Annotated in this window: 20 protein-coding genes; 4 read left to right on the top strand and 16 right to left on the bottom strand. The window is 65.5% G+C overall.

What is annotated here, in order from left to right:
* Nucleotides 1-39: 39 nt before the first annotated feature.
* The 13 genes from QSK36_RS13195 to fxlM all read right to left on the bottom strand — a co-directional run bounded on the left by QSK36_RS13195 (nt 40) and on the right by fxlM (nt 18,922).
* On the bottom strand, nt 40-6,375 hold the full coding sequence (locus tag QSK36_RS13195; RefSeq protein ID WP_285782599.1) for an ATP-binding protein: 6,336 nt from the start codon (nt 6,373-6,375) through the stop codon (nt 40-42).
* A gap of 68 nt (nt 6,376-6,443) precedes the next feature.
* On the bottom strand, nt 6,444-8,333 hold the full coding sequence (locus tag QSK36_RS13190; protein WP_285782598.1) for a DUF5677 domain-containing protein: 1,890 nt from the start codon (nt 8,331-8,333) through the stop codon (nt 6,444-6,446).
* 170 nt (nt 8,334-8,503) lie between these two features.
* A complete protein-coding gene (locus QSK36_RS13185) occupies nt 8,504-8,989 on the bottom strand; it encodes a hypothetical protein (protein ID WP_285782597.1) in 486 nt (161 codons plus the stop codon).
* A gap of 408 nt (nt 8,990-9,397) precedes the next feature.
* Entirely contained in the window at nt 9,398-10,420 is a 1,023-nt protein-coding gene (locus QSK36_RS13180) for a DUF932 domain-containing protein (RefSeq protein WP_285782596.1), read from the bottom strand.
* A 130-nt stretch (nt 10,421-10,550) separates the two neighbouring features.
* Nucleotides 10,551-11,111 (bottom strand): hypothetical protein, encoded by a 561-nt coding sequence (locus QSK36_RS13175; protein WP_285782595.1) that lies wholly within the window; start codon nt 11,109-11,111, stop codon nt 10,551-10,553.
* A 248-nt stretch (nt 11,112-11,359) separates the two neighbouring features.
* Nucleotides 11,360-11,569 carry a hypothetical protein gene (locus tag QSK36_RS13170; RefSeq protein WP_285782594.1) on the bottom strand — a complete coding sequence of 70 codons (210 nt, stop codon included), beginning with the start codon at nt 11,567-11,569 and terminating at the stop codon, nt 11,360-11,362.
* Between the two features lie 88 nt (nt 11,570-11,657).
* Nucleotides 11,658-13,097 (bottom strand): ATP-binding protein, encoded by a 1,440-nt coding sequence (locus tag QSK36_RS13165; protein WP_285782593.1) that lies wholly within the window; start codon nt 13,095-13,097, stop codon nt 11,658-11,660.
* A 59-nt stretch (nt 13,098-13,156) separates the two neighbouring features.
* A complete protein-coding gene (locus QSK36_RS13160; protein ID WP_285782592.1) occupies nt 13,157-14,239 on the bottom strand; it encodes a DUF4192 domain-containing protein in 1,083 nt (360 codons plus the stop codon).
* Between the two features lie 72 nt (nt 14,240-14,311).
* A complete protein-coding gene (locus tag QSK36_RS13155) occupies nt 14,312-14,617 on the bottom strand; it encodes a hypothetical protein (protein WP_285782591.1) in 306 nt (101 codons plus the stop codon).
* A complete protein-coding gene (locus QSK36_RS13150; RefSeq protein ID WP_285782590.1) occupies nt 14,614-15,048 on the bottom strand; it encodes a hypothetical protein in 435 nt (144 codons plus the stop codon). Before QSK36_RS13150 ends, QSK36_RS13155 begins: the two co-directional genes overlap by 4 nt.
* A 38-nt stretch (nt 15,049-15,086) precedes the next feature.
* The gene (locus QSK36_RS13145; RefSeq protein WP_285782589.1) at nt 15,087-15,485 is read right to left on the bottom strand and encodes a hypothetical protein; all 399 of its coding nucleotides are present in this window, start codon (nt 15,483-15,485) and stop codon (nt 15,087-15,089) included.
* Nucleotides 15,486-16,151: 666 nt separating this feature from the next.
* The gene (locus QSK36_RS13140) at nt 16,152-16,895 is read right to left on the bottom strand and encodes a hypothetical protein (RefSeq protein WP_285782588.1); all 744 of its coding nucleotides are present in this window, start codon (nt 16,893-16,895) and stop codon (nt 16,152-16,154) included.
* A gap of 710 nt (nt 16,896-17,605) precedes the next feature.
* The gene (gene fxlM / locus QSK36_RS13135; protein ID WP_285782587.1) at nt 17,606-18,922 is read right to left on the bottom strand and encodes a methyltransferase, FxLD system; all 1,317 of its coding nucleotides are present in this window, start codon (nt 18,920-18,922) and stop codon (nt 17,606-17,608) included.
* Nucleotides 18,923-19,863: 941 nt separating this feature from the next.
* Between fxlM and QSK36_RS13130 the strand changes: the two genes are divergently transcribed.
* Nucleotides 19,864-21,621, top strand: coding sequence for a serine/threonine-protein kinase (locus tag QSK36_RS13130; RefSeq protein WP_285782586.1), 1,758 nt, complete (start codon nt 19,864-19,866; stop codon nt 21,619-21,621).
* A gap of 36 nt (nt 21,622-21,657) precedes the next feature.
* Here QSK36_RS13130 and QSK36_RS13125 read toward each other — a convergent pair whose 3' ends face one another.
* From QSK36_RS13125 to QSK36_RS13115, 3 genes are all read right to left on the bottom strand, one after another.
* The gene (locus tag QSK36_RS13125; protein WP_285782585.1) at nt 21,658-21,888 is read right to left on the bottom strand and encodes a hypothetical protein; all 231 of its coding nucleotides are present in this window, start codon (nt 21,886-21,888) and stop codon (nt 21,658-21,660) included.
* A 107-nt stretch (nt 21,889-21,995) separates the two neighbouring features.
* Nucleotides 21,996-22,556 (bottom strand): GNAT family N-acetyltransferase, encoded by a 561-nt coding sequence (locus QSK36_RS13120; protein ID WP_285782584.1) that lies wholly within the window; start codon nt 22,554-22,556, stop codon nt 21,996-21,998.
* Between the two features lie 23 nt (nt 22,557-22,579).
* Entirely contained in the window at nt 22,580-24,010 is a 1,431-nt protein-coding gene (locus QSK36_RS13115) for a helix-turn-helix domain-containing protein (RefSeq protein ID WP_285782583.1), read from the bottom strand.
* A gap of 265 nt (nt 24,011-24,275) precedes the next feature.
* On the opposite strand from QSK36_RS13115, the gene QSK36_RS13110 reads away from it, so the two are divergent.
* The 3 genes from QSK36_RS13110 (at nt 24,276) to QSK36_RS13100 (ending at nt 25,666) form a co-directional block, all read left to right on the top strand.
* Nucleotides 24,276-24,830: an ATP-binding protein gene (locus QSK36_RS13110; RefSeq protein WP_285782582.1), complete on the top strand. Its 555-nt coding sequence runs from the start codon at nt 24,276-24,278 to the stop codon at nt 24,828-24,830.
* Between the two features lie 217 nt (nt 24,831-25,047).
* Nucleotides 25,048-25,302 carry a DUF397 domain-containing protein gene (locus QSK36_RS13105; RefSeq protein ID WP_285782581.1) on the top strand — a complete coding sequence of 85 codons (255 nt, stop codon included), beginning with the start codon at nt 25,048-25,050 and terminating at the stop codon, nt 25,300-25,302.
* Between the two features lie 181 nt (nt 25,303-25,483).
* Complete coding sequence (locus QSK36_RS13100) at nt 25,484-25,666, top strand: FxLD family lanthipeptide (protein ID WP_036325216.1); 183 nt, start codon at nt 25,484-25,486, stop codon at nt 25,664-25,666.
* Nucleotides 25,667-25,699: the final 33 nt, after the last annotated feature.

Raw genomic sequence — 25,699 nt, 5'->3', positions numbered from 1 at the left:
GGCCAGGAATACAAATGGTTGGGATATTGGGACCTCACACTACATAGAGGCTGCGGGGTCGGCGAGCGATGGATCTCCGTGGATTACCTCTCGAATTACCAAACAGCCCTCTCCCCAAGCGATGAGTTTCTCAAAGGCTTTTGGACTTACCGCCAGTATCGTGCCCCATGTGCGCGGCCAAGGCAGATAGTAGTCGCTAGTCTGGTAGTGACTGCGCCAGGTAATCATGGCCAACGCAGGCCCGGTATCATCGTGAAGTACGAATGGCTCCTCGGCTGGCTGAAGGCCAAGTACCAGCTTCAGCCGAAGAGTCGGGACGAGAAGCGGGCTATGCACGCCGAAGCCGTTCGGAGTGTCGGCCAGGTAGTCACCGTCAAGGTCCATGCCAATCAATGGAAGGCTCGTCTTGGGTGCAATGCTGTTAAGCAGCGGGGGCGTGGGGACGAGCCAGTTTGCTGTGGTATCGCTAGCGAAGGGGCGGCTATTGAGTCCTGCCGCATCGTTGGGCTGCCGCAGTTCTAGCGCGTGATCACGGCCCGACTGTCTCAGGAGGTCGGTCTTCTCTGGCCAAACCGGCAACACCGTGCGCTCCTCGACCGAGGCAATTATCCGCCAGTGGCGGAAGCGGCCGGCATCAACGGTGCCGCAGAAGCCTTCGAGGGCTGGTGACGCCACCGTTATGAGTAGGTCAGCGTCGGCGGATCGTCGCTGTTGTCCTGCGCCTAAGGCGATATCGCGCGCTTGGAGCCAGATCGGGTCTCTTGCTCCCGGCGGCGCAATGATGTTCGGGCGGGGTTGGCGGGTGCGTTCGATCGCGAGAGGCAACGAGGGATCGTTAAGCAGGACGTGGGCCAGCGTGTGCTCCCATGAAGCAGGGTCGGCGGGAGGTCTTCCGGCGGCAAGGAGGGCTGAGCGACCACCGGCTGCGGCCCGTTGCAGGGCGTCCTCCACCAGCGCGTGGCGGCCTGTAAACGCATCAGCCCAACGCTTGTGGTTGGTGTCAGCTAGGTCCTGTGCTTCACGATCGATCTTGTTCATGAGGTCCGTGTCCACGATCGCCGCTTCAACGCGTGCGATGACGGCGCGGCTGATGTAGGGCAGCAAATCCTCGGCTGCCGTTAGCCTGTAGCCGGCCGCGGCACCTACCAATCTGGCCGCTTCCTCGCTGCCTGGCTCGTCTCCGGCAGGCCGCCACAACATTCCGGTGGCGAGAAGAGCTGCGTCGGGGGCTGTCACGGGCGGTGGGGCGGCCCGGTCTCCTAGGAGCCGTGATGCCAATGCGCGCACGGTCAGGTATGGGCCGTTTGCGTGGCGTTGGAGAACGTCGTGGCACAGGTCTGCGACTGCTGGCTGCGCCGCGTCGACGCCCGCGACCACCTTGAGCAGCCACGACAGCAACGCGGGCTCGTCCAGGGCAGGCAGGGTGGCCGCCAATGCTTTGGCCATGGCCTCCGGGCGATGTGTAAGGAGGATCTCCAAAGCTAGGAGGGCACGCCGGCGGTTCTCTTGGCCAGGATGTGCCAGGGCACCAATGACGGCTTCGCTGAACACGACGTTGATCTCGCCGGTTGGGTTGGCGGTCAGGCTCTGTGGAGGCGGCGTGTAGGGCTCGTCCGGATCGTCCTCGTCGGCCATCCTCGGCGTTCGGAGGGCGATCACTGCGTGCGCCTCGTCCCAGGCGGCGAATGCTGCGTCGTGTGGCTCTTTCTGGGTCCTGAGGCCGCTCACGAGGCTGGCGTGGATCAACGCTTGGCTGACGCCGTAAGAGCCGTGGTGACTGCCTGCGACTACTCGAGTGACCTCGGAGGCGACAGTCGCCCAGGCGGTGTCTGCATCGAGCCGCGTGGCGTGGCGGAGCGAGTCAAGCTCGGTTTCACCGCCGAAGTTCATCCAGCCGCCGTTCCCGCGCGTTCGGGTCCACGCCAAGGCAAGGGCCGCAGCGGCGAGGCGAGATTGGCCATGGCGTTCGAGGCCCTTGCCAAGAGAGATGAGCAGGCCACTGCGGTCGAACGTTTCTAGGGCGCCGGCAAGGGTGTGCAACGCGGCTTCTGCCTGCTGTACGGCCCCGGCCTCCGCGAGTTCGACCAGGCGGTAACCGATGATGTTGGCAAATCGTTCGGGTGCCCAGTCCGGGCTGGCCGACTCATAGGGGCGGCGCCGCCAGGTGCGGATGGCGCGGGCCACGCCGACAGCACCGCTGGGGAACCCTCCGGCAGCACTCTGTTGCATGTCCGCGGGTGGTGCCGGCCGTGCGCTGGGAGTTGGGCTCTCGGCTGGCTTCTCATCGACGGCGTGTGTGAGGCAGATCTGCGGAGCGTTCACCTGTGCCGCCACCAAGTTGATCGCCTCTACTCGCGTGTTGTCCTCGCCGATCAAATCATCACTGTTGCTGTACGGATAGCGGAGCGGACGTTCGTCGGCGCGCGCCAGAAGAAGAGTGAGCAGCCGCCCGGGAAGGTCCGCGCCAGAACCGTCGGCGATGTCGGCGAGCTGTTCCGCCATGGCAGGGTCCGCGTCGTCTAGCGGCATCGGCAGCGCCAGTCTCAGTGCGCCTGCGACGACCGGGTCAGCGAGGCGATGCCAGGATCGCCACAGGTCTTCCAGCGCGCCGTTGTAGAGGTCGTATACATGGCCGCACCGTTTCAGCAGCGCCGGTACGGCCAGCTGAGTGAGTGCGGCAGGGTCGGCCTTGGCAAGGAAGGTCCACCATTGAGTCCAGGCGCTACGGGTGCTTTTCCCATCGGTGTGGAGCACCACCCGCTCGCAGGTCGGCTGCACCTGCGCGAGCCGGATCCGGGCACGCGCCGGATCTACGGCGATGAGGTTCGGAAGCGGATCGAGGACCTCGTAGATCGTGATGTCCTTGTGAAAACCGTATGCGGTCATCAGGCGACAGGCTTCACTCCAATATGCCTGCGCCTGGCTCGTGTCCCCGCAAATGATCGAGAAGCGTGCCGCCATGAGCCTGTACTCGGCCAAAGTCGAGTAGTAGCGGTCTCCTCCACCATAGGTGAGTGCGTTGTCGAGCAGGGCCTGGGTGGCCGGGCGGCGGGCTGGTGTGGTCGTCGCGTCAATCGCTAGCGTCAGCAAGGAATCTGGAGTGAGAGGACCGGCATCCAGGCCACGCAAAGACACCCCCACCCCCTCCGTAACTTGCTGGAGGATGGCCAAGGCCGCCGCCCAGGCGCCGTCGTCAAGTAGAGCGACGGCACGGCGAAGCGTATCTGCGATCTGCGCCTGAATCGGGTAAAGGTCGCAAGCTCGCGGATCACCTGTGAACGGGTTCAGCTCGCCGGTGAGGAGACGGAGAGCGTCCAGTGCGAGCCGTGCTCTGTCGCTTTCCGCAGCTTCCGCCTGTACCAGCGCCACCACGAATCGCAGCCAGCACCGGTACCACCCTTCGCCGCCAAGCAAGCCTTCAACGATCGGAAGGATGGTCGGATCACGGCGAGCAGCAATCGCACACTGATCGAGCCAGATCGGCACCCGATCCTCCGCGCGGAGGGCGTTCTGGCTCGTGACCTTCTGAGTGAGCGCCATCAGTGAGGTTCGCATCTCGCTGATGGACGCATTGTCGATCTCCTCGAGTGCGGCGCCGAGCTCGATCAGGCGGTGAGCGCTACCCGGCGCGTACTGTTGTGTCGCGAGAGGCACCAGCCGGGCGAGCAAACCCTCATCGCCTGGGTCGGTCGAGTGACGAGCGATTTCGGCGAGGGCGAGCGCCGCGGCCGCGGGGCTTGCCAGGTGATCGACGAGCTCCGCTGCGGGCTGGATGCCTAACACATCGGCGACGATAGGGATGACTTCGTCGGACGGAAGCTCGGTGTCATTGAGGAAGCGGGCAATGCGAGCGTGTTGCGACTGCACGCGGGTGTCTCCGGTTGACGTCTGCCGCAGCTGCCCACGTACCCAGGCCAGGGCAACCGCTCGGCTGGACTCAGGCCCGTAGGACGTTCTGTCGCTTTCCTGCCACTTCGCGAAGGCGCGCAAGTAGTCCCGCCAGGGAGCCACCGCTCCCGCAGCATCGATGGCCGCGCACAGTTGGAGCCCAGCTCGCGCAGGTACGGCGGTCTTACCCTCGAACATCAGCCTGCTTGCGAACTCTTCGCCCCCAAGCAGTGCCATCGGCACGTCGATGTAGTCCACCATGGCGGAGTCCAAGCGCTCGTCCTCGAAGGACTGAGCTGCGCGAGCCAGCTCGATGCAACGGGTCAACGCGGGCAGTTCGCCCAGACGTCCGGCGCAACTGGTCGCGACCGCGAGGTTGGCCGCAATCGCCGACGCCGGATGTCCGCCAGCCACCGCATTGGCAGCGAAGTCGACATCGACCAGGTCAATTACCTCTCGGTCACGCCCGGCCGCGGCTAGCGTCGGCAGCAGGAAGCGGAACGCCCGCTCGTCGCTATAGAAGCCACGAGCCGCGAGCCAGTCGACTACGAATCGAAGATTGGCCGCCAGCGCACCCGGATTACTCTCGATGCGTCGCCGCAGAAAGCGCGAGAAGGACTCGTGGTAAACGCGGAGTCCGCCCTGAGCGGCCCGTTCGGCCAAGACGGGCGCCAGCGTCGCAAGCGCCTCGTCCAGCCGATGAGAGAGGTCCGGCCTCATCTCTGCCAGCTCGGCCCGGTTGACCGGGAAATCGAGCAGGCCGATGACGTCCGCCACGCCCGAACCTGGTCCGAGCGTGACGGTCAGGTGGGTGTAGTAATTCTCCAATGTGCCATCGAACGGTGGAAGCGCGCGGAGGGCGGCCTTCGGATCAGCCTCAGCGTCGGGGCGCGCCAGCACTTCCCGGCAAAGGTAGGTGGCGTACAGAGCGTTACCGCGGGACCGTTCCGCGAGTACCGCGAGGAAGGTATCGGTCTGCTGCTCCTCGACGATCGGGTCCATGGTCTCTGGACCCACAACCAGGCCGAAGTTCGCCGCCAGCGCACCAAGCTCCGCTTCGGTCAGACGAGGGATCTCAAAATTGCGGGCACCTGCGTTCTGCAGGGGCGCAAGGTGGTCACCGGGCTGGCTAAGCACGATCAGGACGCTGCCGGCCGGAACATCAAGTGCAGCCAGCGCTGACGCCACAGCCGCGGAAGGATCGGCACCTGGCCGAGACGACACGATCCGCGCGACATGATCAAGGCCATCGACAATCAGAGCTACCCGACGGTCGGGCTGAGCCCGTACAGCACGGGTAACAGCGTTGGCCAGCGCCACATCGTCCGCGGCATACCGCGGCCGCTGGGCATCCACCAAGCTCGGATCGGCCTCCGCCAGCCGCCACAGCAAACTGCCGAAGACGGTCTCGACCTGCACACGCTCATCGCGCTCGTCGAGCGTGTCATTGAGAAAGCAATAGTGCTCAGCGACCAGCCAACCGGCCGAGATCAGGTCCCGGACAAGCTGATCACAGACCCAGGATTTGCCCTGGCCTGGCGGCCCGGTGAGCACCAGCGGAACAGCCTGCGACGCCGCTCGCTCCGCCGCTTTGTGAACGTCCGCCACAGTCGTCGGGCGAGCCACTTCGACCAACCGGTCAACAGGGTGAGCCCGGGATACGGCCCCAAAGTCTCGCCTGAGCTGTGCACGTTGGAGCATGGCTTCCGCCGTCGGCGTGCTCACTCCCTGACGCGCTTGTCGCGCAAAGGTTGCGAACGCTTCCGCCACATCCTCCGCTGACCGGCCTGCGTTGGGATAGGACTCCGCGCCGACCTCGGTACGGACCCTCGTCAGGAGAATCCGTTCCGCCGGTCCCGGCTCGAGCATGATTCCGCTCGACCTAGGTGCTTCGACCTCGACGACCAGACGCTCACATAGCCACGCCAAGTCAACCCGGTCAACGGCCTTGGGTCCGGAGCGGAGAAACGCAAACCTAGAGTGTCCTGATCTAATCCCCGCCGCAGCTTCGGCCGAAGCTAGCGGCCAGAGCTGGTCAACGTCAAACCGCAGCCGCCGCGTTTGCATACCCGCGACGAAAGGGCCTGGATCAGGGTTGGCCGGCACCAGAACAGCAGTCAATGCCTCATCCACGGGATAGGTATCCCGAAGTACGACACGAAACGCAAGATCGGCAGCACTGTTGCCCGGACCGTCCCGATCAGCGACGGCTGCCGCCACAAGGCGATCGAGCCGCAGATCGCGTCCGTCCGTCGTAAAAGTCTCCGCCGCCAACGGCTTGTCGTCGTTGTCGGTGTGCTTGAACTGTGTTCGTTCGCGCCGACCATCGATCGTGATGACCGTGAGATCGTCGAATCGGTCGTCGCCCACTTGCTTGACGTCGACGTGTGCAGCGGAAAGTGTCCCCAGCACGAGATCGACCAGGCGGCTCGCAGAGAGCAAGTCCTGGTACTCGTATCCCCGATGGGCTGCCTGGAGGCTAGGCACCGACCTAGATTAGGCGATCGGCGTACACCCGAGACGGCACATCTGCGGCAGATCGAGGGCCCTCGCGGTCAAGCAGGGCCGGTGGTGCCCACTCCTCCCTCGTCTGCGGGTCCGCCCCCGGTCGCTTCCTCGTCCGCCTCCGCGCCGAGCCAGGCAAATGCGGCTTCTACTGCGTTCTCGTCGGTCCCGAGGATCTGTAGGCTGATTCGGATCAGCGTGTAGAGCTGATTCACCCATGATGTCGCGAGGTCGACATTCCCCCCCGAATTGAGAGAAAGACTTGGGATGAGGTGCCCTCCGTGAAGCACGTTCAGGCAGCGCTCCATCGCATGAGCCTCAATTGACCACCATTCGGAGTGTGCGACCCCGCTCGCCATGGAGTACGCCTGGCGGTAGAGATCTAGAAGGCCGCATTCTTCAGCCATGGCCCGTATAGACTTTCCCTCCGCGAAGGAGTCGCGGGTATCGACAACTCGGTGATCGATAACCTCGTCGTTGTGACTTAACGTCTCCAATTCCTTGATGGCCTCCTCGAAATCAGGCCGTCTCGCTTCCTCAGGCAGTTCGTCCATGATTCGTGCGTACAGCTTCGCCTTACCAGCTCCATACTCCTGGAAGGCGCGATAAATCGATGGGTCCTGCCGCGCCATCCACTGGATGTAGATGCGGATCTCCACCAGCACCCGGATGATGTGGGCCCCGTGCTCCATACACCACAAGTCCGGTGCGCCGAGCGCTGTGATCACATCGCGTCCGGCGCGTGCGACAAGCCCCGCCTGAACCTCCTGCTGTTCCCGGTCGTGAAGGCGCGCAGGCGACGTCTCGAGCGCCTCCACATAACTGGAGAGCAGATCCATCGCCAGCTGGCGAAGATGAGCACCCTCGGCCGGCACCCCGGCAGGGGCAGGTTCCTCGCCATTGAAGGCTGTGCCCGTCCGTAGATTCACGGTGCTCTCCTGGATGCCGGACTCGTCCGCATCGAATTCGCGGCGCCGCATGCAACGTGAGGTCATAGAGTTCGCACCCCAGAAGACCTTGGCCCACCTGACGGCGTTCGCGAAGTGGCTCTTGTCTTTGTGGACCAGCAACCCCTTGTGCGCCCCCCACATCGACCGCACAGCCGAGTCCGCCTTGCCGCGTGTCTCGAAGTCATTCGGATAGGCTTGCAGCAATTCGATCGTCTCGGCGCTCGCACTAAAGGTACCTGCCTGGACGGCGCTCCAAATGTAAAGGCACTTGATAACGGCTTCGCGGTGCTCATCCTTGAGTACCCCGAGCACAGCCCGAGCAAGCAGATCGATCTCTTCCGGGCCGGGAGGTGTCATTGCACAATCCACAAGCCACTCAGCCGGGCGGAGCGGGTAGGAAGCCAACGCGCTCACGACGGATTCCGGGAGCAATCCATATTCCTCAGCCCGGGCCTTGACCACCGCCTTCGCGTTCGGAACTTGCGCAGCGAGCCGGTCGAGGCTGGTAAGTCGGCCATCAAGGCACTCGGCGATGAAGCGTGGCTCGACCTCTCCCGAGAGGTCTTCCTGAACGGCCTTCTGCCAGCGGACGAATCGGACGGCTTCTGCGGTCCCGAGCTCGGACAGCGTGAGCACCGGCCACAACAAATCTGGCAAATCATCCCGCACCCAATCTCCGATCTGCAGGACGCCTGTCGCAGCGAGCGGGGACCGATAGGTGCGGCCCTTCCTGACGTGGCCAGCGAGCGGACCTGACCTCTGGTTGGGGCGTGGAACCGACACGTGACCACTGTAGGACTTGACGCCGACACTTCCGCGGCTCTCGACCCAGTGGAGCCGCACCGATGATTGAGCAGCGCCCCGTCCGAGCCAGCTTGCTGCCTGGTTGAGCTCCAGTCGGCCCATTTCACAGGGGAACACGCGCACATCGGAAAGCGCGGGCATGACGCAGGCGAACCTGCAACAGGGCCATCGGATCGCCACCGTCATGTAGCGTCAGCGTGCCGCTCGTCGAATGATCCCACGGTGCCTGGTGGGCGCAACAAGCCAATCCCAGTGACGACTCGCAGTAGGCCGTAGGATCGCGATGACCGATCTCAATCTGCCTTTGATCACAGAGTTGAAGTTGGTCGGAGGGCCGGTTCTTCGCGAGCCGGCCCTCACTCCTCTCCCAAACATCGCTGCAACAGCAGGAAGCCAGGCATCTCGTTCCTTGGTCGGATCCCGACCTCGAAGATTTCTGGCTCCTCGAAGACGGGCTCTCCGCTGGGGCGACGCGCGTACGCGACTCGCCCGTAGTCGACGCCGTCACCCCGGTCGAAGCTCATCCACGTGATGGCTTCTTGCTCACCTTCCCGCAGAGGGTGATTGGAGACGGCTCGCACTGCGATCGTGCTCGGCGGCTTGAAAACCCACACCTGCGGAACCGCAAGCACCCATCGAGCCGCGTCGATCTCAGCCGCCTTCTCAGCTGCCCTGGCCTCGAACGCCGCCGCAGTCGAGCTATCGCGCAGGTAGTCGTAATCGCTCAGAATCAGCTTCCGCCCGCCCTCGAGCGCGATGATCGCCGGGCACTCGCGAGCCACGATGTTCTTCTCCAGACGCTCCACCACGTCGAACAGTAGATGTGCGGTCGCCTCGTTCATGTCGCCTCTGGCCCCCTCGCTCGCGGCGTTTACAGTGCACCAGGGTTTCAGAAACGGTCGTACGAGGGGGAGATCCCGGAGAAGCTCTATCGTCGCGGTGGCGCCTCAGACGGCTGGTGGCCACCAGCGCGTCGAAGACACGGGCGCCAATCTGGCCAGACGTGATGGGAGATTTGCGAGACGGCTCGAACCACGTGCCCTGCGGGCGCGAAGTGCTCGCTGGTCCGTCTCCCGAAGCCGTTTCTCATGCGAGCGTGGATTGCGGCGCCCGCTTCGGCCGACGCTCCGACGATCTTTGCTGGGTGCTGGCAGCCCTTGCATGCGGGAGCGCTTAGGGAACACGCAACCTCCTTCCGTTGACTACGACTCCTCGCCCCTTGCGGGACGGGGAGCCGTGTGAGTGTGATGTCAGAGAGCCATGGCGAGCGGCTGATCCAGCACGGCGGCCAGTGTGCACAGGGTGCCGCGGTCGAGCTCGTCGATGCCGCCCGTCACCGCGCGGAGCATGTTTCGCTCAGCTCGCTCGGCGCCGCGTACGTTCTGCTCGTGGTGCGTGAAAGTGTTCACCGCCTGGACCACGCCCCAGGCCGTACCACGCCACGGAGCCACTCGGAGGTCGTGGTTCCAGAGCTTGGCCAGGGCGTCTCGCTTACTTTCCGCCATGGTGCGGCTGCGGCCTCGCTCTCGCGGCATCGGTGCGTGGGCGTCCAGGAATGCCTGCCACTGCCGCTCGGTGACCTCAACGCGGCACAGTTCGCGTACCGCCGTTGAGAATTCGTCGGCCAGTGCATACACGATGTGCAGCGCCTCGCGGGCCTCGGCGAGCCGGAACTTTGAATGCCGGGAATGCTTGATCTTCACCTGCTGCCCGCGCTCGGCAAGGCCGGCGGCCATCGTGTTGTCACAGACGATGTTGGTCACCGCTCGTTTGAACGTCGTGGCCAGCGAGCCGTCAAAGGACGTCGCCCCGAACAGGTGGGGCCGGAACTCGACGCCTTCCGGCGTGATGACGTTCTCGGGCACCTCGACCGATACCCAGGCGACCGCTCCGCCCTTGAGCAGCCCGGCGGAGCCGATCGACAGGTCGGCGTCGAGGAGCCGGGAAATGGTGTTGATGAGCCACTCCACGTAGGGGTGCGGTTCGTAGCCGTCGGAGAAGATGCCCATCACGTGGCCGTTGTCGCTGCGCAGGATGGCCTGCCTTCCGGGCACCTGGGCAAGCCCGCCTCGCGGGTCCTCCACGTAGATCGGGCTGCTCAGCGCCTCCCAGCCGAACAGCCGCCGCTTGACGTCGTCCACAGGGATCGGGCCGGGATAGTGGTTCGGCTCCTCGCCCTGCATGCTCGCCCGGTAGTGCCAGGCCGTACCACGCTTCTCGGTGAAGCCGATCAAGGTGTTGGCGTTCAACCACTCCAGAGACTCCTTGGACATGTTCCTTCTCCCCCTCGATGGAAATGAGAAAGGCACCGGCCGTAGCCGGTGCCCCTCGATGCTGTCGATGCTTTTGGTAAGTCAGCTTTCCGGATTCGCCCGCCTCTCCAGCGTGAGCGCCGAAGCGAGGTCACGTGGAGCGGTGCTGTACGGCGTAGGCCATGCGTTCGGTCAGTTCACGATCAGCCGCGCGAATTTCAATCGCGCTCGTGGTGTCGCCGTACACGGTGAACGAGCCGGAAGCACCGTCCAGGCGCCACCGGACGACGGTCTCTCGCTCGTTCTCGGTGAGCGAGGCTTCCGGCAGCAGCTCTACCAGGGTTTCGGCGATCTCGGCCCGCGTGCCGTTCTCGGCCGCCCTCTTTGCCAGCCGCTCACGGCAGGCCAGCAGGTCTCGCCGGTAGTCGGGCAGTAGGCGGCGCTCGATCCTCTTCGCGACGAACTTCGCCCCTCGCGCCGCCGTCACCGTGATCTCATGCCGCCTCAGGTGAGGAAGCGTTCCTCTGCTGCCGTCGGGGTAGACGCCGAGCACTCTGATCCGCCCCCGCTGATTCCAGATCGGATGCACGACGAGCCGGGCGCCGGCCGGTCCCGTCAGGTAGGCCGGATGACCGGGCCGTACCAGAGGGCTGAAGCCGTCCAGATGCTCGGCGACCTCGATCACCAGTTCCTCGATCTCCCATTCGTTCACTCACGGACTCCTTTCGCATTATTGATTGACGGGTTCAAAGCAGGCCCGCCCAGAGCGCAGACTGAGCCAATCGAGCGGCATCACTTCGACCGAATAGACGCTCATTGCTGGCATATAAATACGGGGGCCGTTGCGGCCCGAACGTCCGCCCCTAAGGCCCTGACGCGCTGCAACCTGATTCGGTGCAGGCGTAAGAGGTTTAGCGGATTTCCCGAATCGGGACAGTGCCCGCCGATCGGCAAGCGGCTTTATGGCTGCTCTTCGTTGCGCATGCGTTCTTGGTCGGCACGGAATCGGTAGATGTCCCGGCCGGGCTTGGCACACTCCTGGCAGCGGCAGCCGTATCTGTGGATGTCGCTGATGTGGAAGAGCTGGATGCGGTCCTGCCACGGTGTGGGATAGAGCGACTCGTCCAGTTCCACGTGGGCGCGTTCGCGCTGCTTGTTGACCTTGGTCACTTTGCCCGGGTAGTAAAACGGAGACTGATAAGACTCCGTCCACCACGGCCGCACCGGGATGTGGAAAAAGGGGCGGACCAGGACACGGTCACCGGGCTCCATCGCTGTCGGCCCCCTTCCACAGCTCAAGGGCGCCCACCGCATCGTCGAACTGCGGGCGGTCGACGCCGCGCAGGTCGGCCAGCGTCCAGGCCACGCGCAGCAGCCGGGCAAGCCCGTCAGCCGTCACGAGCCCGGTGTTGACCGCCGATCGGAGCAGCTCGGCGGCCTCCGGTGCGGCGGGAAAGCGTGTCCGCAGGTCTGACGCTGGTACCTCGGCGTTGGTCCGCCACGGTGTGTCGGCCAGCCGGTGAGCCGCCCGCACTCTCGCTGCGAGCACCCGCGCGGCCACCGCCGCACTCGGCTCACCCGCCCGCGTCCCGCGATTGCTCTGCTCAATAGGCGCGCGTACGGCGACACGCGGCAGGAGCAGGGCCAGGCGCGCCCGGTAGCGACGCCTGACCTCCGGTGTGCAGGCACACTCCCGCCGTTCGAGACATGGGCAGGGGCGGGCGTCGACAACCAGGGTGAACCGCGCCGGGTAGCGGACGGTCCGGCCCAGGCCCGCGAGATGGACCTGTCCGCTGTCCAGCGGCTGGCACAGGCCGTCGAGGACCGGGCGGGTGAACTCCGGCGCGTCGGCCAGATGCAGTACGCCACGGTGGGCGAGTGAGACCGCGCCGGGGCGATTGGCCGCCACACTGCCGAGGATCGCCGCAGGAGTCTCCGAGTGATGCGGCGCGGACAGCGGCGGCGTGACCCCAGGCGCCCTGTCAGATTGTCCGGCCAGCGAGTAGATCTCGGCGACCTGGCGGGCGGCCTCGTCGGTCAGCGGCGGCAGGATGCCCGGAAGGCGTTCGGCGAGCATCGTGGCCGGGCCGTCGCCGGACAGGAACAGGTGGTGCCCGCCCGCCGCGCAGACCTCGAGCGCGTGGCGGGCAGCCTGGTTGCCGGGCACATCGGCCAGGTCCCCGGCGAATGACGATGACGGCGCAGACTCCGGCTCCTGGTCGTGATGATCGCGGAGAATCCCGTGGCGGAGCTGATCGACCACGTCGGCCAGCCGGGTGACGGGCATCACCACGGCGCCGGGCACCTGCGCCGCCTCCCGAGCGCATTCGGCGGGGACGACCACTCTGCTGATTCCAGCCCGGACAGCCGCAGCCACCATCGGCAGGACGCCTCTGACCGGGCGGATCCCGCCGTCCAGGGCCAGTTCGCCGAGGAACACCCGCCCCGTGACCCGTTCGGGCGGGATGACACCGGCGGCGGAAAGCAGCGCCACGGCCAGCGCGAGATCGGCCGCCGCGTCGTAGACCGGCGGGATCATCGGTGACACGCTCACCGTGATTGTCGTGTCCGGCCACGGCGTTCCGCTGTTGAGGATCGCGGCCCGGATCCGCGCACGGGCAGGCCAGACCGATAGCTCCGGCAGGCCGACCAGATACAACTCCGCGTCGCCGGGAACGGCGTCGGCTTCAATGTCCACAAGCTGTGGATGCAGACCGACCAGCGCCATTGATCGGGTGGAGGCGTGGCCCATCCCGTTCACCACCCCACCGGTAGCACCGGTCGCGCAAGGTCCGGGCACTGCGCAGCCTTGTCGGCGATCTCGTCGGCCATGCCCGCGAAGTCCATGCCGCAGACGGTCTCCGGCGGTAGCCCGCAGTCCAGGGCAGTACGGATCAAGCCCGCAAGGCTGTAGCGGGGATCGACCGACAGCGCCCGTTCCACGGCGACGCGCGCCAAGGGTCCGTCTCCGGTGCGCAGTGCGAGGAACGCCAGCAGCGCGGCGGGAGGGGCGGCGAAATCCGGTTCCACCCTGCGGGTGAGTTGGGTCCACAGCCTGATGTGGGTGTCGTCGTCGTATCGGCCGATCAAGGTCATCGCCGCGTCACGGACGAAGATCGCACTGAGCCTCACACCGAGCCAAGCGACCTCATCGGCGGACAGCTCCTGCCCAGCCTGGGTACGGTCCAGCGCGGCGGCGACCTGAGCAAGGCCCTCGTGATACCAGTCGTGATCACTCCTAGCAGCGAGCAGGCTCCGCGCCTGAGCGCAGGCCTCCCGTGTGGCGGCCTGCACCTGTTCCCGGTCCTGTCCGCCGGCCGGGGTGAGCATGGCTTCGAGTGCCGCGCGGTCGGGCCGGGCGACGTACCCGGCGAACACCGCCGCCGCGGCGGCCGGGTTGCTCCCCGGGTCGTACGGGACTCCGTCTGGTGAGCAGCAGTCGGGATCGGGGCACGTGTACGACCAGTAGCGGCCCTCCTCGACCCGTAGCGCGTCGATCGTGTCGATCCCCGCATCCGACAGTGAGCCGCGTATGGCGTCCATCACGGGTGTGACGTGCCAGCCGGGCCCATACCCGATGAGGATCGCCCGCTCGGTTCCGTTGCGGGTGAGCAGTTCGGCGAAGCGCCGGGCCAGGTCGGGCGTGTCCTCGGAGTTGTCCGGTAGGTCGAAACGCATGCTGAACCGCAGCCCTCGGGCGGTGCTGTCAGGGTCGGCGGTGGGTTCGAACGCCATCGCGACGATGCTTCGCTGGGGATGGAAGCCCAGCATGTAGGGCACGATCGCGATGAAGTCCGCCGGACGGCTCAGCCGTACCGTGTGATCCAGACCAGAGGTCATGAGCATCCTCCTGAAATGAAGAAACCCCCGGCGCGGTCAGCCGAGGACATCCGGAATGAGAAAGGGGCGCAGTCAGCAGCGCTCGATGCGTACGCCGCCGCGCGGTCCAAGGAAGATCCGCCGATCGGGGTAGTCGAGCCCGTCAGCGGAGCCGTACAGCGTGATCTCGCAGTCGTCCCCCACGCATGGGGTGAGGACGTCGGCGGCCTCACGGCGGGTGAAGGCGAAGTGCGAGCGCTGCCAGTAGCCGTACCGGTGCCGATCGGCCAGCGTGTGCTGGGCATCGGCCAGTGAAGAGAACTCCTCCAGGTCATCCGGCTGCGGCGGGCCGTACCCGTTGCCGCCGTGCCAGAACCCGTACCAACGCGCCACGCTCATCCCCCGCAGCGGGACGGACAGCCGGGCGAGGCGTGGTCGCCGCCGCAGTAGCCGCACCACTCGTCCATCGCGTAGATCGACAGTTCCTCGGCGTACCGGTCGCGCCACTCCACCTGAGCCCTGGTGTAGGAGTCGAAATAGTCGGCGTCGGTGTCGCCCGGTCGAAGCGTGAGGTAGTGCAGGACCGTCCGGGCCGCGCTGATCAGCTCACCGGGAGTCAGAACCGCGCCGACACCCGAGCAGATGTCGGACGCGGCGAAAATCGTGCGGCGGCGCCGAGACAGCCGGTATCGCCAGCGGATCCGGCCCTCATCGGTCCGCCCGGCGGCCTCCACCTCCAACAGGTGATCGGCGTCGATCTGCCACGCGGGCACCAGCCGAGAGCTGATGATCCACCCGGGTGGCAGGGTCAGGGCATGCGTCATCGCCATGGCGACTCCAAAGGTTCAGAAAGGTGGAAAGGCGGCCGTCAGTACCGGCGACGGCGGCTCAGGTGGTGCGGTCGTACGGTCGTGCTGACCGCGTGGATCTCGCAGTCCCGGAAATCCAGGGCATCGATGTAGCAGCGTGAGCAGCGGATCAGCCGCACGCGCGCCCCGGAAGTCCGGTTGGTGTGCGTGGCGTCGACCCACAAATGGGTCTTGGCCAGGCAGCCAAGACAGGTGACCACCTCGGCGGCCTTGGGCATCGGCGTGAGCGCCACCGTCACCACGTACTCACGCGCACCGCCGGGATCGGCGGCGGGCACCAGAGTCGCGGTGTCCGGGCGAACCTCACCCAACGCGGCCACGCGCATCACGCGGCCCCCGCCACAGACCGTCAGGTCTCCCACGACCCAGCCCGGCGGGCCGGCAGACCTCACCTCCATACGATTGCCTCCCTTTTCGCGGCACCTGTCCGGCGGCCTTTCGTACAGCCCGGCAGATGCGGGAATCAGGACGCGCTCTCACGTATGGCAGATTCCGCCGTGTCCGGCGCTCTCGCGGCGCGAATTGCGCTCACTTAAATACGGTGGCCGGAACGGCCCGACCGTCCGCGCGCGGCAACATTTCCGCAGCATTTCCGCGTGCGCCGCACCGACGGCCGACCGTTCCGGCCTCCTTGCCGTCCTGTGACACGGCTACGTGAGCTACAGAACGACATCGCGAGAACGAACATCGCACTGAACGCGTCAAACGCACACCGACGAATTTCACTCTCACCTAAATACGGTGACCGGAACCGTCCGACCGTCCGCGCCCGGCGACGTTTTACCAACATCACCGCGCACTCTGCGGACGGTCAGGGACTCCACCTGTTGCCGTCCTACGGCGCAGCAACCAAGCCGTAGAACAGCACCATAAGAGCGAAAACCACTCCGAGGGCGGCAGACGCGCACCGGCGGATTCTGCTCTCACTTGAATACGGGAGTTGCCACAGCCCAAGCGTCCGCGCCCTGCCTCGCTAATTCAACGTCACTGACCCGGATAGGTGCATCTGTGGGCATGAGAAAGGGCCTCAGAACGCTCTCTGAGGCCCTTCTCAGCGGGTTTCGTCAGTCCTCTACACTGTTGGTTCCTCCGTGAACCATCGTGCTCCTGACGTCGTCAAGACGCTCCGACAGTTCCTGCCACTCCGCGCGTGCGGCATCACGCACCCGGATCACGTTCCGGCGAGAGCCATACGCGCCGCCGTAACGCTTCTGAGCCACCTTGCTCAGGATCCCCGCACGGCCCAGATCATCGGCCTGACCCGCTACCCCCATAACATCCGTCAGGGTTGGGAAGTCCTGCCCATCTCCAAACGCCTGGCGGAAAATAACGGCGCTGTTCTGAGCCGTGCAGAACGCTACGGCCGCCCGTGTGATGTTCTCAGCGTGCGGCAATCCACGCATGACCTGAGCGCCGGGCGTGGCGTCAACCTCGTTCGGAGGAACATCGATGCGGTAGCCATTGCGGGCGGCGGCATCGCGAACCGCCCACCGCTGCAGAGTCGTCCGCGTGATCGTCATCTCTCCGCCATCGCGCCGGACGTAGACCCACGCGGGGAACTCTGCCGTGCTTTCAGGAGCCGTACGGCAGGACGCGATTATGTCTCGGATCCGCTGGGCAAAGAGAAGGACTGCATCCTGTGTGACGTCATCCGACACGTCATCGGTGCCGTACGGTGCGTGTCCCTGCTTAACTATGGTGGCACTCCCATCCATGCGCTTACGGGATCGCGTCGCGTCGACCGTACGGCAATAGCCGCGTGCCAGCCGCCGAATCTCCGCCCAGTCTTCCGGTGTCACCCTTGCCATATCTTCCGGCGTAAGCGTCTCCCCGGGGACGTTGGCAGGAACGCACTTTCCGGGAGCCCCGTTGGACATCTTCCGTCTCCGATCTCTTCGTGAGGAGCACGCTTTTCGCGCTCCTACTGCCTTTGATCGCTTCAATTCAACCCTAGAACGGCACTCAACTCAACGACATTCGGCGTTTCTTTACCAATGACGGACCAACCGGACGAAGAATGTCCAGTCGGCAAGGAGTTTCCGTTCCGGAGGAGAAGTCCGGGAATCGGCGATAGAACCGGCGCAGATAAGATTCTAGCCAGATCAAGGCGGGATTAGATTGAGTTCCGAGAGCAGAAGAAACCGAAGAATGCACACCTCGGCGATCCTGAAATCCAACAGGAAAATATAATTCATCTATCGACTCGCCGGCCCTCTGATAGCTGACGGTTGCCAGTCAGTCGGGTCGCCGAATGGCTAGGGATTTGCCTCCCTGACCTGGGCTTTCGTCACCCTGCCGTCAGCCACTCTCAATCGGCTGCCCATTGGCCTGTCATCGGTCATCCGAACGGCCACGACTTGAGTCGGCGCAGAGCGCTGTCGGTTCAGAATGGCAGATGCCTCACGAAAAGCATCGGCCCTGACCTCGCGAGGAGTAGGAAACGGATACATGAGCCACGCCACATCCGCATCCGTCATAGCCGACGCGCAGCCCCTGTGGGGCGTACAGGCCGCAGACCTCAGGTCCAGGCCATGACCAGTTGGGTGTGCCGCTTGGGGAAGATTCGGCCTACGTCCGGTTTCGGCACTGCGGTCTCGGCAGGATAGAGGCTGAAGGTCGGCTCGTGGTGGTGGCGCCACTCGCGATCCCAGACCTTGATTTGGTCACGGAGCTGCTGGGCGAGTTCGGCGCCGCGGCAGCCATGTCCGTATACCCCAAGCTCATAGCCCGCGGCCACGGTCTCATCGGGGCGATGAACGTTGCGAATGGTGAGGTAGGCGAAGCTGTCGCGAGTAATGAGAGCTGGGCAGTACCAGCGTACGGCGGTCTGGACGAGATCGCGGTCACGTTCTGGGTCCTGCCAGATCATGCCGAACCTGTCCTCCACCGTGGCCAGCCACAAGTTGAGGGTGTCGAACGGCTCCCCTCTGCCGACCTCGACGCCGGTCCACAACTCGGTGCGAGGTTCGACCAGCGCCCAGCCGAGCGCGTCGACGTCGAGGCCGGGGCCGCCTTCGATCGTCAGCTTGACGGCTCCATCGGCGAGGACGGCTTCTTGGTCCTTGTACGCCCCGGCCCCTTGCATGGGGATGAACCCGCACACGGTGGGGTCCAGGCCGCGGAGCCGGTCGCCGTCGCGGACGAAGGTGATGGACCTTGTGATGGTGGCGAAGCGTAGGGGGACCACCATCCGGCCCTCCGGGGCAAGGAGCCGCCCCCAGGGGCAGTCCCAGGCCCCGGCGGTCACAAGGATGGCGTCAAACGGCCCGTACTCGTCGGCGGCGTGCTCGGCGTCCCCGAGAACAACCTTGACCTGTGGATATCCCGCGTCGGCGAGGAAGCGGGCCGCACGCTCGGTGACCCAGGGATCGATGTCCACAGTGACCACGAAGCCGTTTGGGCCAACAATTTCGGCGATGAGCGCGGCGTTGTAGCCGCCGGAGCCGATCTCCAGGACTCGCGCGCCGCGGGTCAGCCGGGCTGCCTCCAGCATCTCGGCTTGCAGCCAGGGCGCGCTGATGGAACTGGTCGCCTTGCCGTCAGGGTCGCGTTTGGTGACGACGACGTCCCAGATGGAGTAGGCGGCGTCGAGCGACGCTTCTGGCGCGAACCTTTCCCGCGGGACCTTCGCGAAGGCCGCGGCGACCTCGAGGGAGCGGATCGAACCGTGCTCCCTGAGTGCGGTGACCAGGTCGGCACGCAGGCGATCGGCGGACTCGGGTGAACGAGCGTCGGCGAGCACTCGCCCGACGTTAGCGAAAGACCCCTGTATCCAGCGTGGTTTCGGCTGAACGCCACCAGCCTGGGCCGGGTCAGGACGACGGAAGCCCGTCATGACGAGGCCCCTCGTTCGTCCCCCACGAGATGGCACGGCTCCCAACACGCCTCGAGGCCCGCACCCGTTCGGGAGACACGATGACAGCCCCAGAACCACCCTCGACATGAACGATCGGCCCGATGCGTTCCGGAGGGCGATGGCGCACACGTCGGCGGGCCCCTGCGCCGCTGGGTCCCGCCTACACGTCGACGGCGCCGTCCGTCCCGGCACCGTCACCGTCATGGCCGAAGGTATGGTCCTCGTCTGCCAGGCTGGCTACGAGTGGGCTGGCGGCTGGCCCGGCCACTTCTTCCTCTTCCACGAAGGCATCGATCTGAGCTGGAGATTGTCGGACTTCGGGTGCACAGGTTGGTACGCCCCGTCGTCGTCCGCCATCCGGCAACCGGCCCCGCCCGGCACGCCCCCTTCAACCACCTCGTCGCCCGCACCGCTTCGGGCTCGCCAACCGGCGCCTGCCCGCCCTGCTGCTCCCCATCTATCTGGCGGTCTGGACGCTGGTGAGCACCGCCCGGATCCGAGCCCGTACGAACCTCGGCGTCTGGTTCGCCGGTCTGTGTGAGGTATGAAGGGCGGGCATGGTCAGCGCCGGCCGATGTCCTGGGTTACCCGTGCTGCGGCTGACCTTCGCTTGCCGCCCCCTCAATGGTGTGAGCCCGTTCGCATTGTCCTCCGGGCTGCAGAATTGGGGCCCTAAAGACTGCCTGCGGGTTCGCGGCGAGGTTCCGCGACAGACAGCGCCAGTGCTCTCGGGGCTAGCTTGACCAGACATACAGAGCGCGCCTGTGGCACCGATTGACGCAGAGCGCCCGAACGATTGTGCGGCTTGCCGTCCTGTCCTACGCAGTCGGCCGTCTCGCAAATCTGATCTTCCACACTGTCGGGTTGAGATATATGCTCTCTCACCTAGTAGATCGTTCCAAGAGTGAGAGTGCGCGCCTGTGGCCGGTAGCGAGTTGACGTCAAGTGACCCAAAGCGCATCGGACGTTACCGGCTGCTCGCCCAACTGGGTACTGGGGGCATGGGGAGGGTCTATCTAGGACGGGCTAAGAACGGGCAGCCTGTAGCCATCAAGGTCGTGCGCCCAGAACTAGCCAACGACGACAGCTTCCTGGTGCGTTTCCGGCGCGAGGCAACAACGCTTCTCCTTGTGGGAGGCAGCTTCACAAGCCGCGTCATCGAGATGAACCTAGAGGCCAACCCTCCTTACCTCGTCACCGAGTACGTCGATGGCCCGTCTCTTTCTGATTACGTAGCTCAAGAAGGGCCTTTAGAGGCTGAGGCCGCCCGCAAGGTCGCGATTGGACTCGCTGATGCACTCCGGTCGATTCATGCAGCGGGGGTAGTGCATCGCGACCTCAAACCCAGCAATATTTTGCTTTCCGCCGCTGGCCCCAAAGTCATTGACTTCGGGATCGCTCAGGCACTCGATGCCACATCGATCACACGCACCGGGGTCGTTGTGGGGTCCGCCGGATACATGGCCCCAGAACAGTTCGAAGGGCGGGGAGGTCCACCCGCGGACATCTTCGCGTGGGCCTGTACGGTGGTGTTCGCCGGGACAGGTAATCCACCGTTCGGCTCCGGTCCACTGGAGGCTGTGGTCTTCCGTCTCCGTAATGAAATGCCGGCCCTTGATGGCCTGCCCGAAGATCTCCAGTCGATTGTCGCTACTGCTCTGAAGAAGGAGCCGGCTGAGCGTCCAACGGCGGATGAACTGCTTAGGCTACTTATTCCGGACTCGGAGACGACCACGGATCGAACCGCCAAGTTGACCTTGAATCTTCAGGTGAAGTCCTGGACCGAATCACCGCCTCAATTGGGCGGCAAGCAAGGGAAGCGACGTAAACGAATCTGGCTGTCCTGCGGGATTACAGCTGTTATCGCAGTTGGTGTTGGAGTTCCGGTACTACTTTATGAAACTTCGCAGTTCGATGGCGTTAAACCAGATTTCAAGACTCGGCAAGCTCCGAGCGTTTCTCCAACAGCACAGCCGATAGTAGCCGCAGCGTCCGCTGCGCCCAGTAAATCGTCCACATCTAATACAAAGCCAGCAACTCCCCTAGAAGTCGCCCGCGCTTCTCTCGCTGTGGCCGAGGCTATGGGAACGGCAAGGTTCAGCTTGAAGTCGTCAGGGTGGGACGAGATGGCGTTCGATGCTGATGGGGAGCTCGCGTTCCACCCGCCTGCCGCCACCCGCTACCGGATGGATCTCAGCTACTTCGGGGACGACGAGAATAAGTCGTCGGTGGCGAATGTAACGCTTATCGGCAATCGTGGTTTCGATACCGCGTCTGATAATCCGACGGACGCTGATATTGGAGCAGGCGTCGCCGACCAGGATCTCCCCGAGCCATTCATGACAGCCCGCCGAGTTCGTTGGGCGAGTTCACCGTTCACCATTCAAGATCTTGTCACTGCATCTTCTAACGTTAAGAAGAGCGTGATTGGAGGGCAGATTTTCCTCAAAGGAAGCGCCCCGATGTCGAAGATGGCAAAGTCCACCACTGTGGGGCCGCTGTATGGGTTCCTATCCACCCTCTCGAAGAATCGTAGTGTGAAATTCACCATCGTTATGGATCAGAACCTTGCCCCCACCCGGGTAATTCAGTCCATCCCGGTTTTCGAGTCTTCGGACATACCGATAACGACCACATACAGCGACTGGGGAATGCCGTCAGAGCCGGAAAACCCATGACGTCGCAGGGCCCTGAGCGAGGGTGCGAAGAGTCTCTCATCGAGCAGAGCGCGTCAGCATGTTCCTGCGGCGGCCCAGCGTCGGCGCGTCCGGCGCCGACTGCACCATCCCGACGACCCGCCAGGCCCCGCTGCTCATACTGCGCGTGCGCCGCTGCCAGCGGATGCGACAGTAGGAGCCGTGCCCACGGTAGGCCGGGCGCAGCATCAGCTCGATCACCACGACCTTCGGCGCCGCCTTCACCTCGGTTGGCGGCTGGCTTCGCACCTGCCCACCGGTGGCCTGTCTCCGCGCCCGGGCCGCTCGAGCGCGATCACGCCGAGCCGCCACCCCACCGTGTGACCTGCTCGCGACTCCGGCGAGCGGCGTCGAGGTCACCGTGCCAGGGGCAGCGGAAGAATCAGCACGTCCATGAGCGGTGCGTCGGGCCAGCCGGGGCGCAGATGGGCGACAGGCCGCCAGCCCCATCGGACGTAGGCGGCGTAGGCCGCGCTGTTGTCGGGGCGCACCAGTAGCGTGGCGCGTCGTTCGCCGCGGCCGGCCAGGAGCTCGTTGTGCAGGGCATGCGCGATGCCCTGTCCGGTCCACGCCCGCCGCACCATGATCTCCGAGAGGGCGAAGGTACGGCTGCCATCCTCAACGATGAAGCCCGGCTCGGGTTCGGCCTCCAGCCCGTTCCACCACCGCGTGTCAGGAGGCAGAGGCCATCCCCAGGCCTGGCCCACCGGCTCGTCGCCGACGTACGCCATGACCAGGTCGAAGCCGTCCCGGCTGGTGTAGGCGTCGAAGCGCGTCATGAAGGCCTGGTCACTGGCGAATGCGTCACCGGTGGCGATCCGCTCGGCGTAGGCGTCGCGGTGGATCAGCGACACGATCTCGCGCTGCTCGCGGGCTCCGGCGGCGTCGAACCGCTTGAAGATCACAGGTTCGGTCATGCTGTTCCTCCGGGTTCTCAGGATCAGGCGGGGGCCAGCGCACGGGCGGCCTGGTCGAAGCGTTCGCAGAACTCCTCGTCGAAACCCTCCGCCTCGTGCCGGACGGGCCGCAGTTCGTTGAGCACCCGGACGGAGGTCAGCCGTTCTCCCAGGTCCGGGAGGAGCTGCGTTCCCTCCTCGATGGCTGTGCGGTGGTCCCCGGCTGCGGAGGTGGCCGCGGCGAGCCGGGCGCGGTAGTAAGCGAGGTCACGGGGCGAGCGGGCCGGGTCGCTGAGAACCGACCGATACAGGCGGGCGGCGCGCTCGGGGTCGCCGAGGGCGATCCTGCCCATCGCCTCGTAGCCAGTGATCTCGGACTGGGTGACGAAGGTGCTCCAGGGGTGGTCGGTGTCGTAGGTGCCGCGGTCGAGCTCGTTGCGGGCCCGGCAGATTGCGGCGCGGAAGGCGATCTCGTCGTCGAGCTGGGCGTGGGCGAGTGCCTGGCGAAGGGCGATCAGCGCGTGCAGGGTGGCGGAACGGGCGTGCCGGGCGGCGTCGGCGGCGCGGTCGGCGAACCGCAGCGCCTCGCGCGCGGTGCCCCGACGGCCGGTGATCCTGGCCAGATGGGTCGCCTGCTGGGCCATGTTCACATACACGTGCACGATCAGTTCGGTGTCGCCTGAGCTGCCAGCGAGCAGCGCGGCCTGGCCGTACAAGGTGCGGGCGAGGGGCTGGTTGCCGGAGTCGTAGGCGAGCCAGGCGGTGACGATGCCGAGGTCGGCGGTGGTGACCAGCAGTTGCCTGCCGACCTGATCGGTGTAGTCGGACTCGTCCAGCATCGCCCGTGCCCGGGTAAAGGTCTTCATGGCCTGACGCAGCAGGCCGGCGCCGCCGATGGTGCGGTCCTGGTTGCGCAGCCGCGACAGGACGGCCTGCAGATAGCGGACGTGCGCGCGATCGACCCGCTCGGGAGGGGGCAGCAGCGCGGCCACGACTAATCCCGAGGTCACGGCACCGAACTCCCGGCGGTCGAGGTCCACGTCGGCTCCCCAAAAACCGGCCTCATCGTCGCTTTCCAGACTGGCATCCTCCCGCCCCAGGATGAGCGGCAGCAATGCCGTTCGAGGCATCCCGAGTTCGTCGCAGACGCGGAGAATCTCCCGTACGTCATGGAAGGTGTACCGCTGGCGTCGTTCTACTTTGGTCACCATGGATTGGGACCAGCCGAGCAGGTTGCCGAAGTCGAGCTGGCTCAGCCTTGACGCTCCCCGCAGGATCGCCAGCGCGGCCCCCATGTCGAGCCGGGCGAGCGCCTGCCGCAGAGGCAGGGAGTCCCAGACCCAGGTGGGGGTGACCCCGGTCGACTCCCGGGCCGAGGTGAGGCAGGGGCCACAGAGCGGGTCCGGGTTGTACCGGCTGAGCTTGGCGAAGCGGCATGCCGGGCAGACGCGGTCGCCGTTCGCACTCGGGTCCATTGGGGCCCTCCGCCAGCCAGGGTATGCGTCGTCTTGATGGTGTCCGCGTCGCCGTTGGATCGGGCAGAGCGTATCTCCAGCTCACCTTTCTCGTAGGCCAATCTGGCCTAACCCGCGACGGCCTGGCTGGGACACAACGGCGTTGGCTCTCTCAGCGGCAGAGGGCACGCTCGCAGGAGCAATCCCATGAGAGACCCTCTCGTCGCTCACGGTCACCACGACGGGGCGGCGTTCTCCCGGAAGACGCCTGCTCAGGAGACCTTGTATGGATGTGCTCCTTGCCCCGACCCAGACGCCACCACCAACACCCGAACAACCAGTGCAGATCCCCGCTGAGAACTGCCTGATCCGGGTCACTGCCTGGCGGTTGAGCCGCGAAGGCGGCCCACAGCAGGCTCGGCGTCTGCTGCGTTCGCATGTCGCCGAGCACGTGGACGGCCCCGCGCTTGATGAGGCGGACGTCGTGGTCAGTGAGCTGGCGACCAACGCGTTCGTGCACACCGGAGGTCCGTGTGAGCTGCGACTGGTTCAGTACGCGGGGTTCCCCATCGTCTGTGAGATCGCTGACGTCGGCGCCCAGGAGGACATCGTCGCCAAACGGCTCGCCGAGGCCCTGACGCCCGCGGCCGTGGCGGACGACTCCGATATCGCCCACCTTGACGAAGGCGGTTTCGGCCTGAGCATCGTCGCCGCCCTCGCAAAAGGCCACTGTGGCGTGCGCCCGGCCCGGCTGTATCACAGCGGACAGGTGGGCAAGGGTGTCTGGTTCGCCGTTCCGGCGCTGGGACGCCGTTCGTGCGACTCCGCGACACCCGGATGAATCCACCGGCCCTCGGTCACCTCGGGAAAGGGTGCCCTGGGTCGCGATGCCGTTGACCCGCTCGGCCGTGTAGTTGAGTGCCCCTGTCCGGGCTGGCAGGGCACGCCCCTGTCTCCTGCATCGGCGAGCACTCCGCCTGGCCCGGGCACACCACTGCGCGGAATGCCCGGGCCGAAATCTGTCCCATCCCCACAGACACGAAGATCGGAGACAGTCCATGCCGCAACCCTGCTTCGCGCTGTCCGGCGTTTCCTGGCGGAAGAGCAGCCGGAGCGCCAACAACTGCGCCTGCGTTGAGGTGGCCGTCTCGCCGAGCGGCGAAGTCGGCGTGCGCGACAGCAAGAACCAGGACGGCCCCGTCCTGGTGTTCACCCCTGCCGAATGGGACGCATTCATCAACGGGGTGAAGGCCGGTGAATTCGACCCGGAGCAGTTGGCCACGAACGCTCAGGCTCCGTCCCTACCGCTGTAGCTGCGGCAAGGGGCGGTGGTGGCGGAGTTGTCTTCCAGGACGCCGGCCACGAGCACGACCCCGGACCGGTGCGGTTCGGGGAGTCCACCGGGGAGGACGCGATCGCACGGGGTCCGGCTGCCCAGAGCCGGGCCATCGGGCGGTCACCGAGGGTCCCTCCACCAAGGATCAGGAGCAAAGGATGAGCACGCAGACCATCGCGCGGAGCGCCGAACCGCGCCAGCACGTCGGCGACGACGCCGACGACCCGTTCCAGCTCGACATCACCTTCATCGAGAACACGCCGGCGACCGAGACGGTGCTGTTGTGCAGCACCGGCGACAACTGCGGGAGCTCCTGCCCGAGCGCCTGCACCACCTCGTAGCCCAGGTCCAGCCCCGACGGCGCGGGCCGGACG

Source organism: Microbispora sp. NBRC 16548, from assembly GCF_030268985.1.
In the GTDB taxonomy this organism is placed as follows: domain Bacteria; phylum Actinomycetota; class Actinomycetes; order Streptosporangiales; family Streptosporangiaceae; genus Microbispora; species Microbispora catharanthi.
This window is presented reverse-complemented; position numbering and strand designations above follow the sequence as displayed.

Excerpts from the sequence above, each read along its gene's own strand:
- QSK36_RS13190 (WP_285782598.1), bottom strand. The coding sequence starts at position 8,333 with ATGACGGTGGCGATCCGATGGCCCTGTTGCAGGTTCGCCTGCGTCATG.
- QSK36_RS13185 (WP_285782597.1), bottom strand. The coding sequence starts at position 8,989 with ATGAACGAGGCGACCGCACATCTACTGTTCGACGTGGTGGAGCGTCTG.
- QSK36_RS13180 (WP_285782596.1), bottom strand. The coding sequence starts at position 10,420 with ATGTCCAAGGAGTCTCTGGAGTGGTTGAACGCCAACACCTTGATCGGC.
- QSK36_RS13160 (WP_285782592.1), bottom strand. The coding sequence starts at position 14,239 with ATGACCTCTGGTCTGGATCACACGGTACGGCTGAGCCGTCCGGCGGAC.
- QSK36_RS13155 (WP_285782591.1), bottom strand. The coding sequence starts at position 14,617 with ATGAGCGTGGCGCGTTGGTACGGGTTCTGGCACGGCGGCAACGGGTAC.
- QSK36_RS13150 (WP_285782590.1), bottom strand. The coding sequence starts at position 15,048 with ATGGCGATGACGCATGCCCTGACCCTGCCACCCGGGTGGATCATCAGC.
- QSK36_RS13145 (WP_285782589.1), bottom strand. The coding sequence starts at position 15,485 with ATGGAGGTGAGGTCTGCCGGCCCGCCGGGCTGGGTCGTGGGAGACCTG.
- QSK36_RS13140 (WP_285782588.1), bottom strand. The coding sequence starts at position 16,895 with ATGGCAAGGGTGACACCGGAAGACTGGGCGGAGATTCGGCGGCTGGCA.
- fxlM (WP_285782587.1), bottom strand. The coding sequence starts at position 18,922 with ATGACGGGCTTCCGTCGTCCTGACCCGGCCCAGGCTGGTGGCGTTCAG.
- QSK36_RS13120 (WP_285782584.1), bottom strand. The coding sequence starts at position 22,556 with ATGACCGAACCTGTGATCTTCAAGCGGTTCGACGCCGCCGGAGCCCGC.
- QSK36_RS13115 (WP_285782583.1), bottom strand. The coding sequence starts at position 24,010 with ATGGACCCGAGTGCGAACGGCGACCGCGTCTGCCCGGCATGCCGCTTC.
- QSK36_RS13110 (WP_285782582.1), top strand. The coding sequence starts at position 24,276 with ATGGATGTGCTCCTTGCCCCGACCCAGACGCCACCACCAACACCCGAA.
- QSK36_RS13105 (WP_285782581.1), top strand. The coding sequence starts at position 25,048 with ATGCCGCAACCCTGCTTCGCGCTGTCCGGCGTTTCCTGGCGGAAGAGC.
- QSK36_RS13100 (WP_036325216.1), top strand. The coding sequence starts at position 25,484 with ATGAGCACGCAGACCATCGCGCGGAGCGCCGAACCGCGCCAGCACGTC.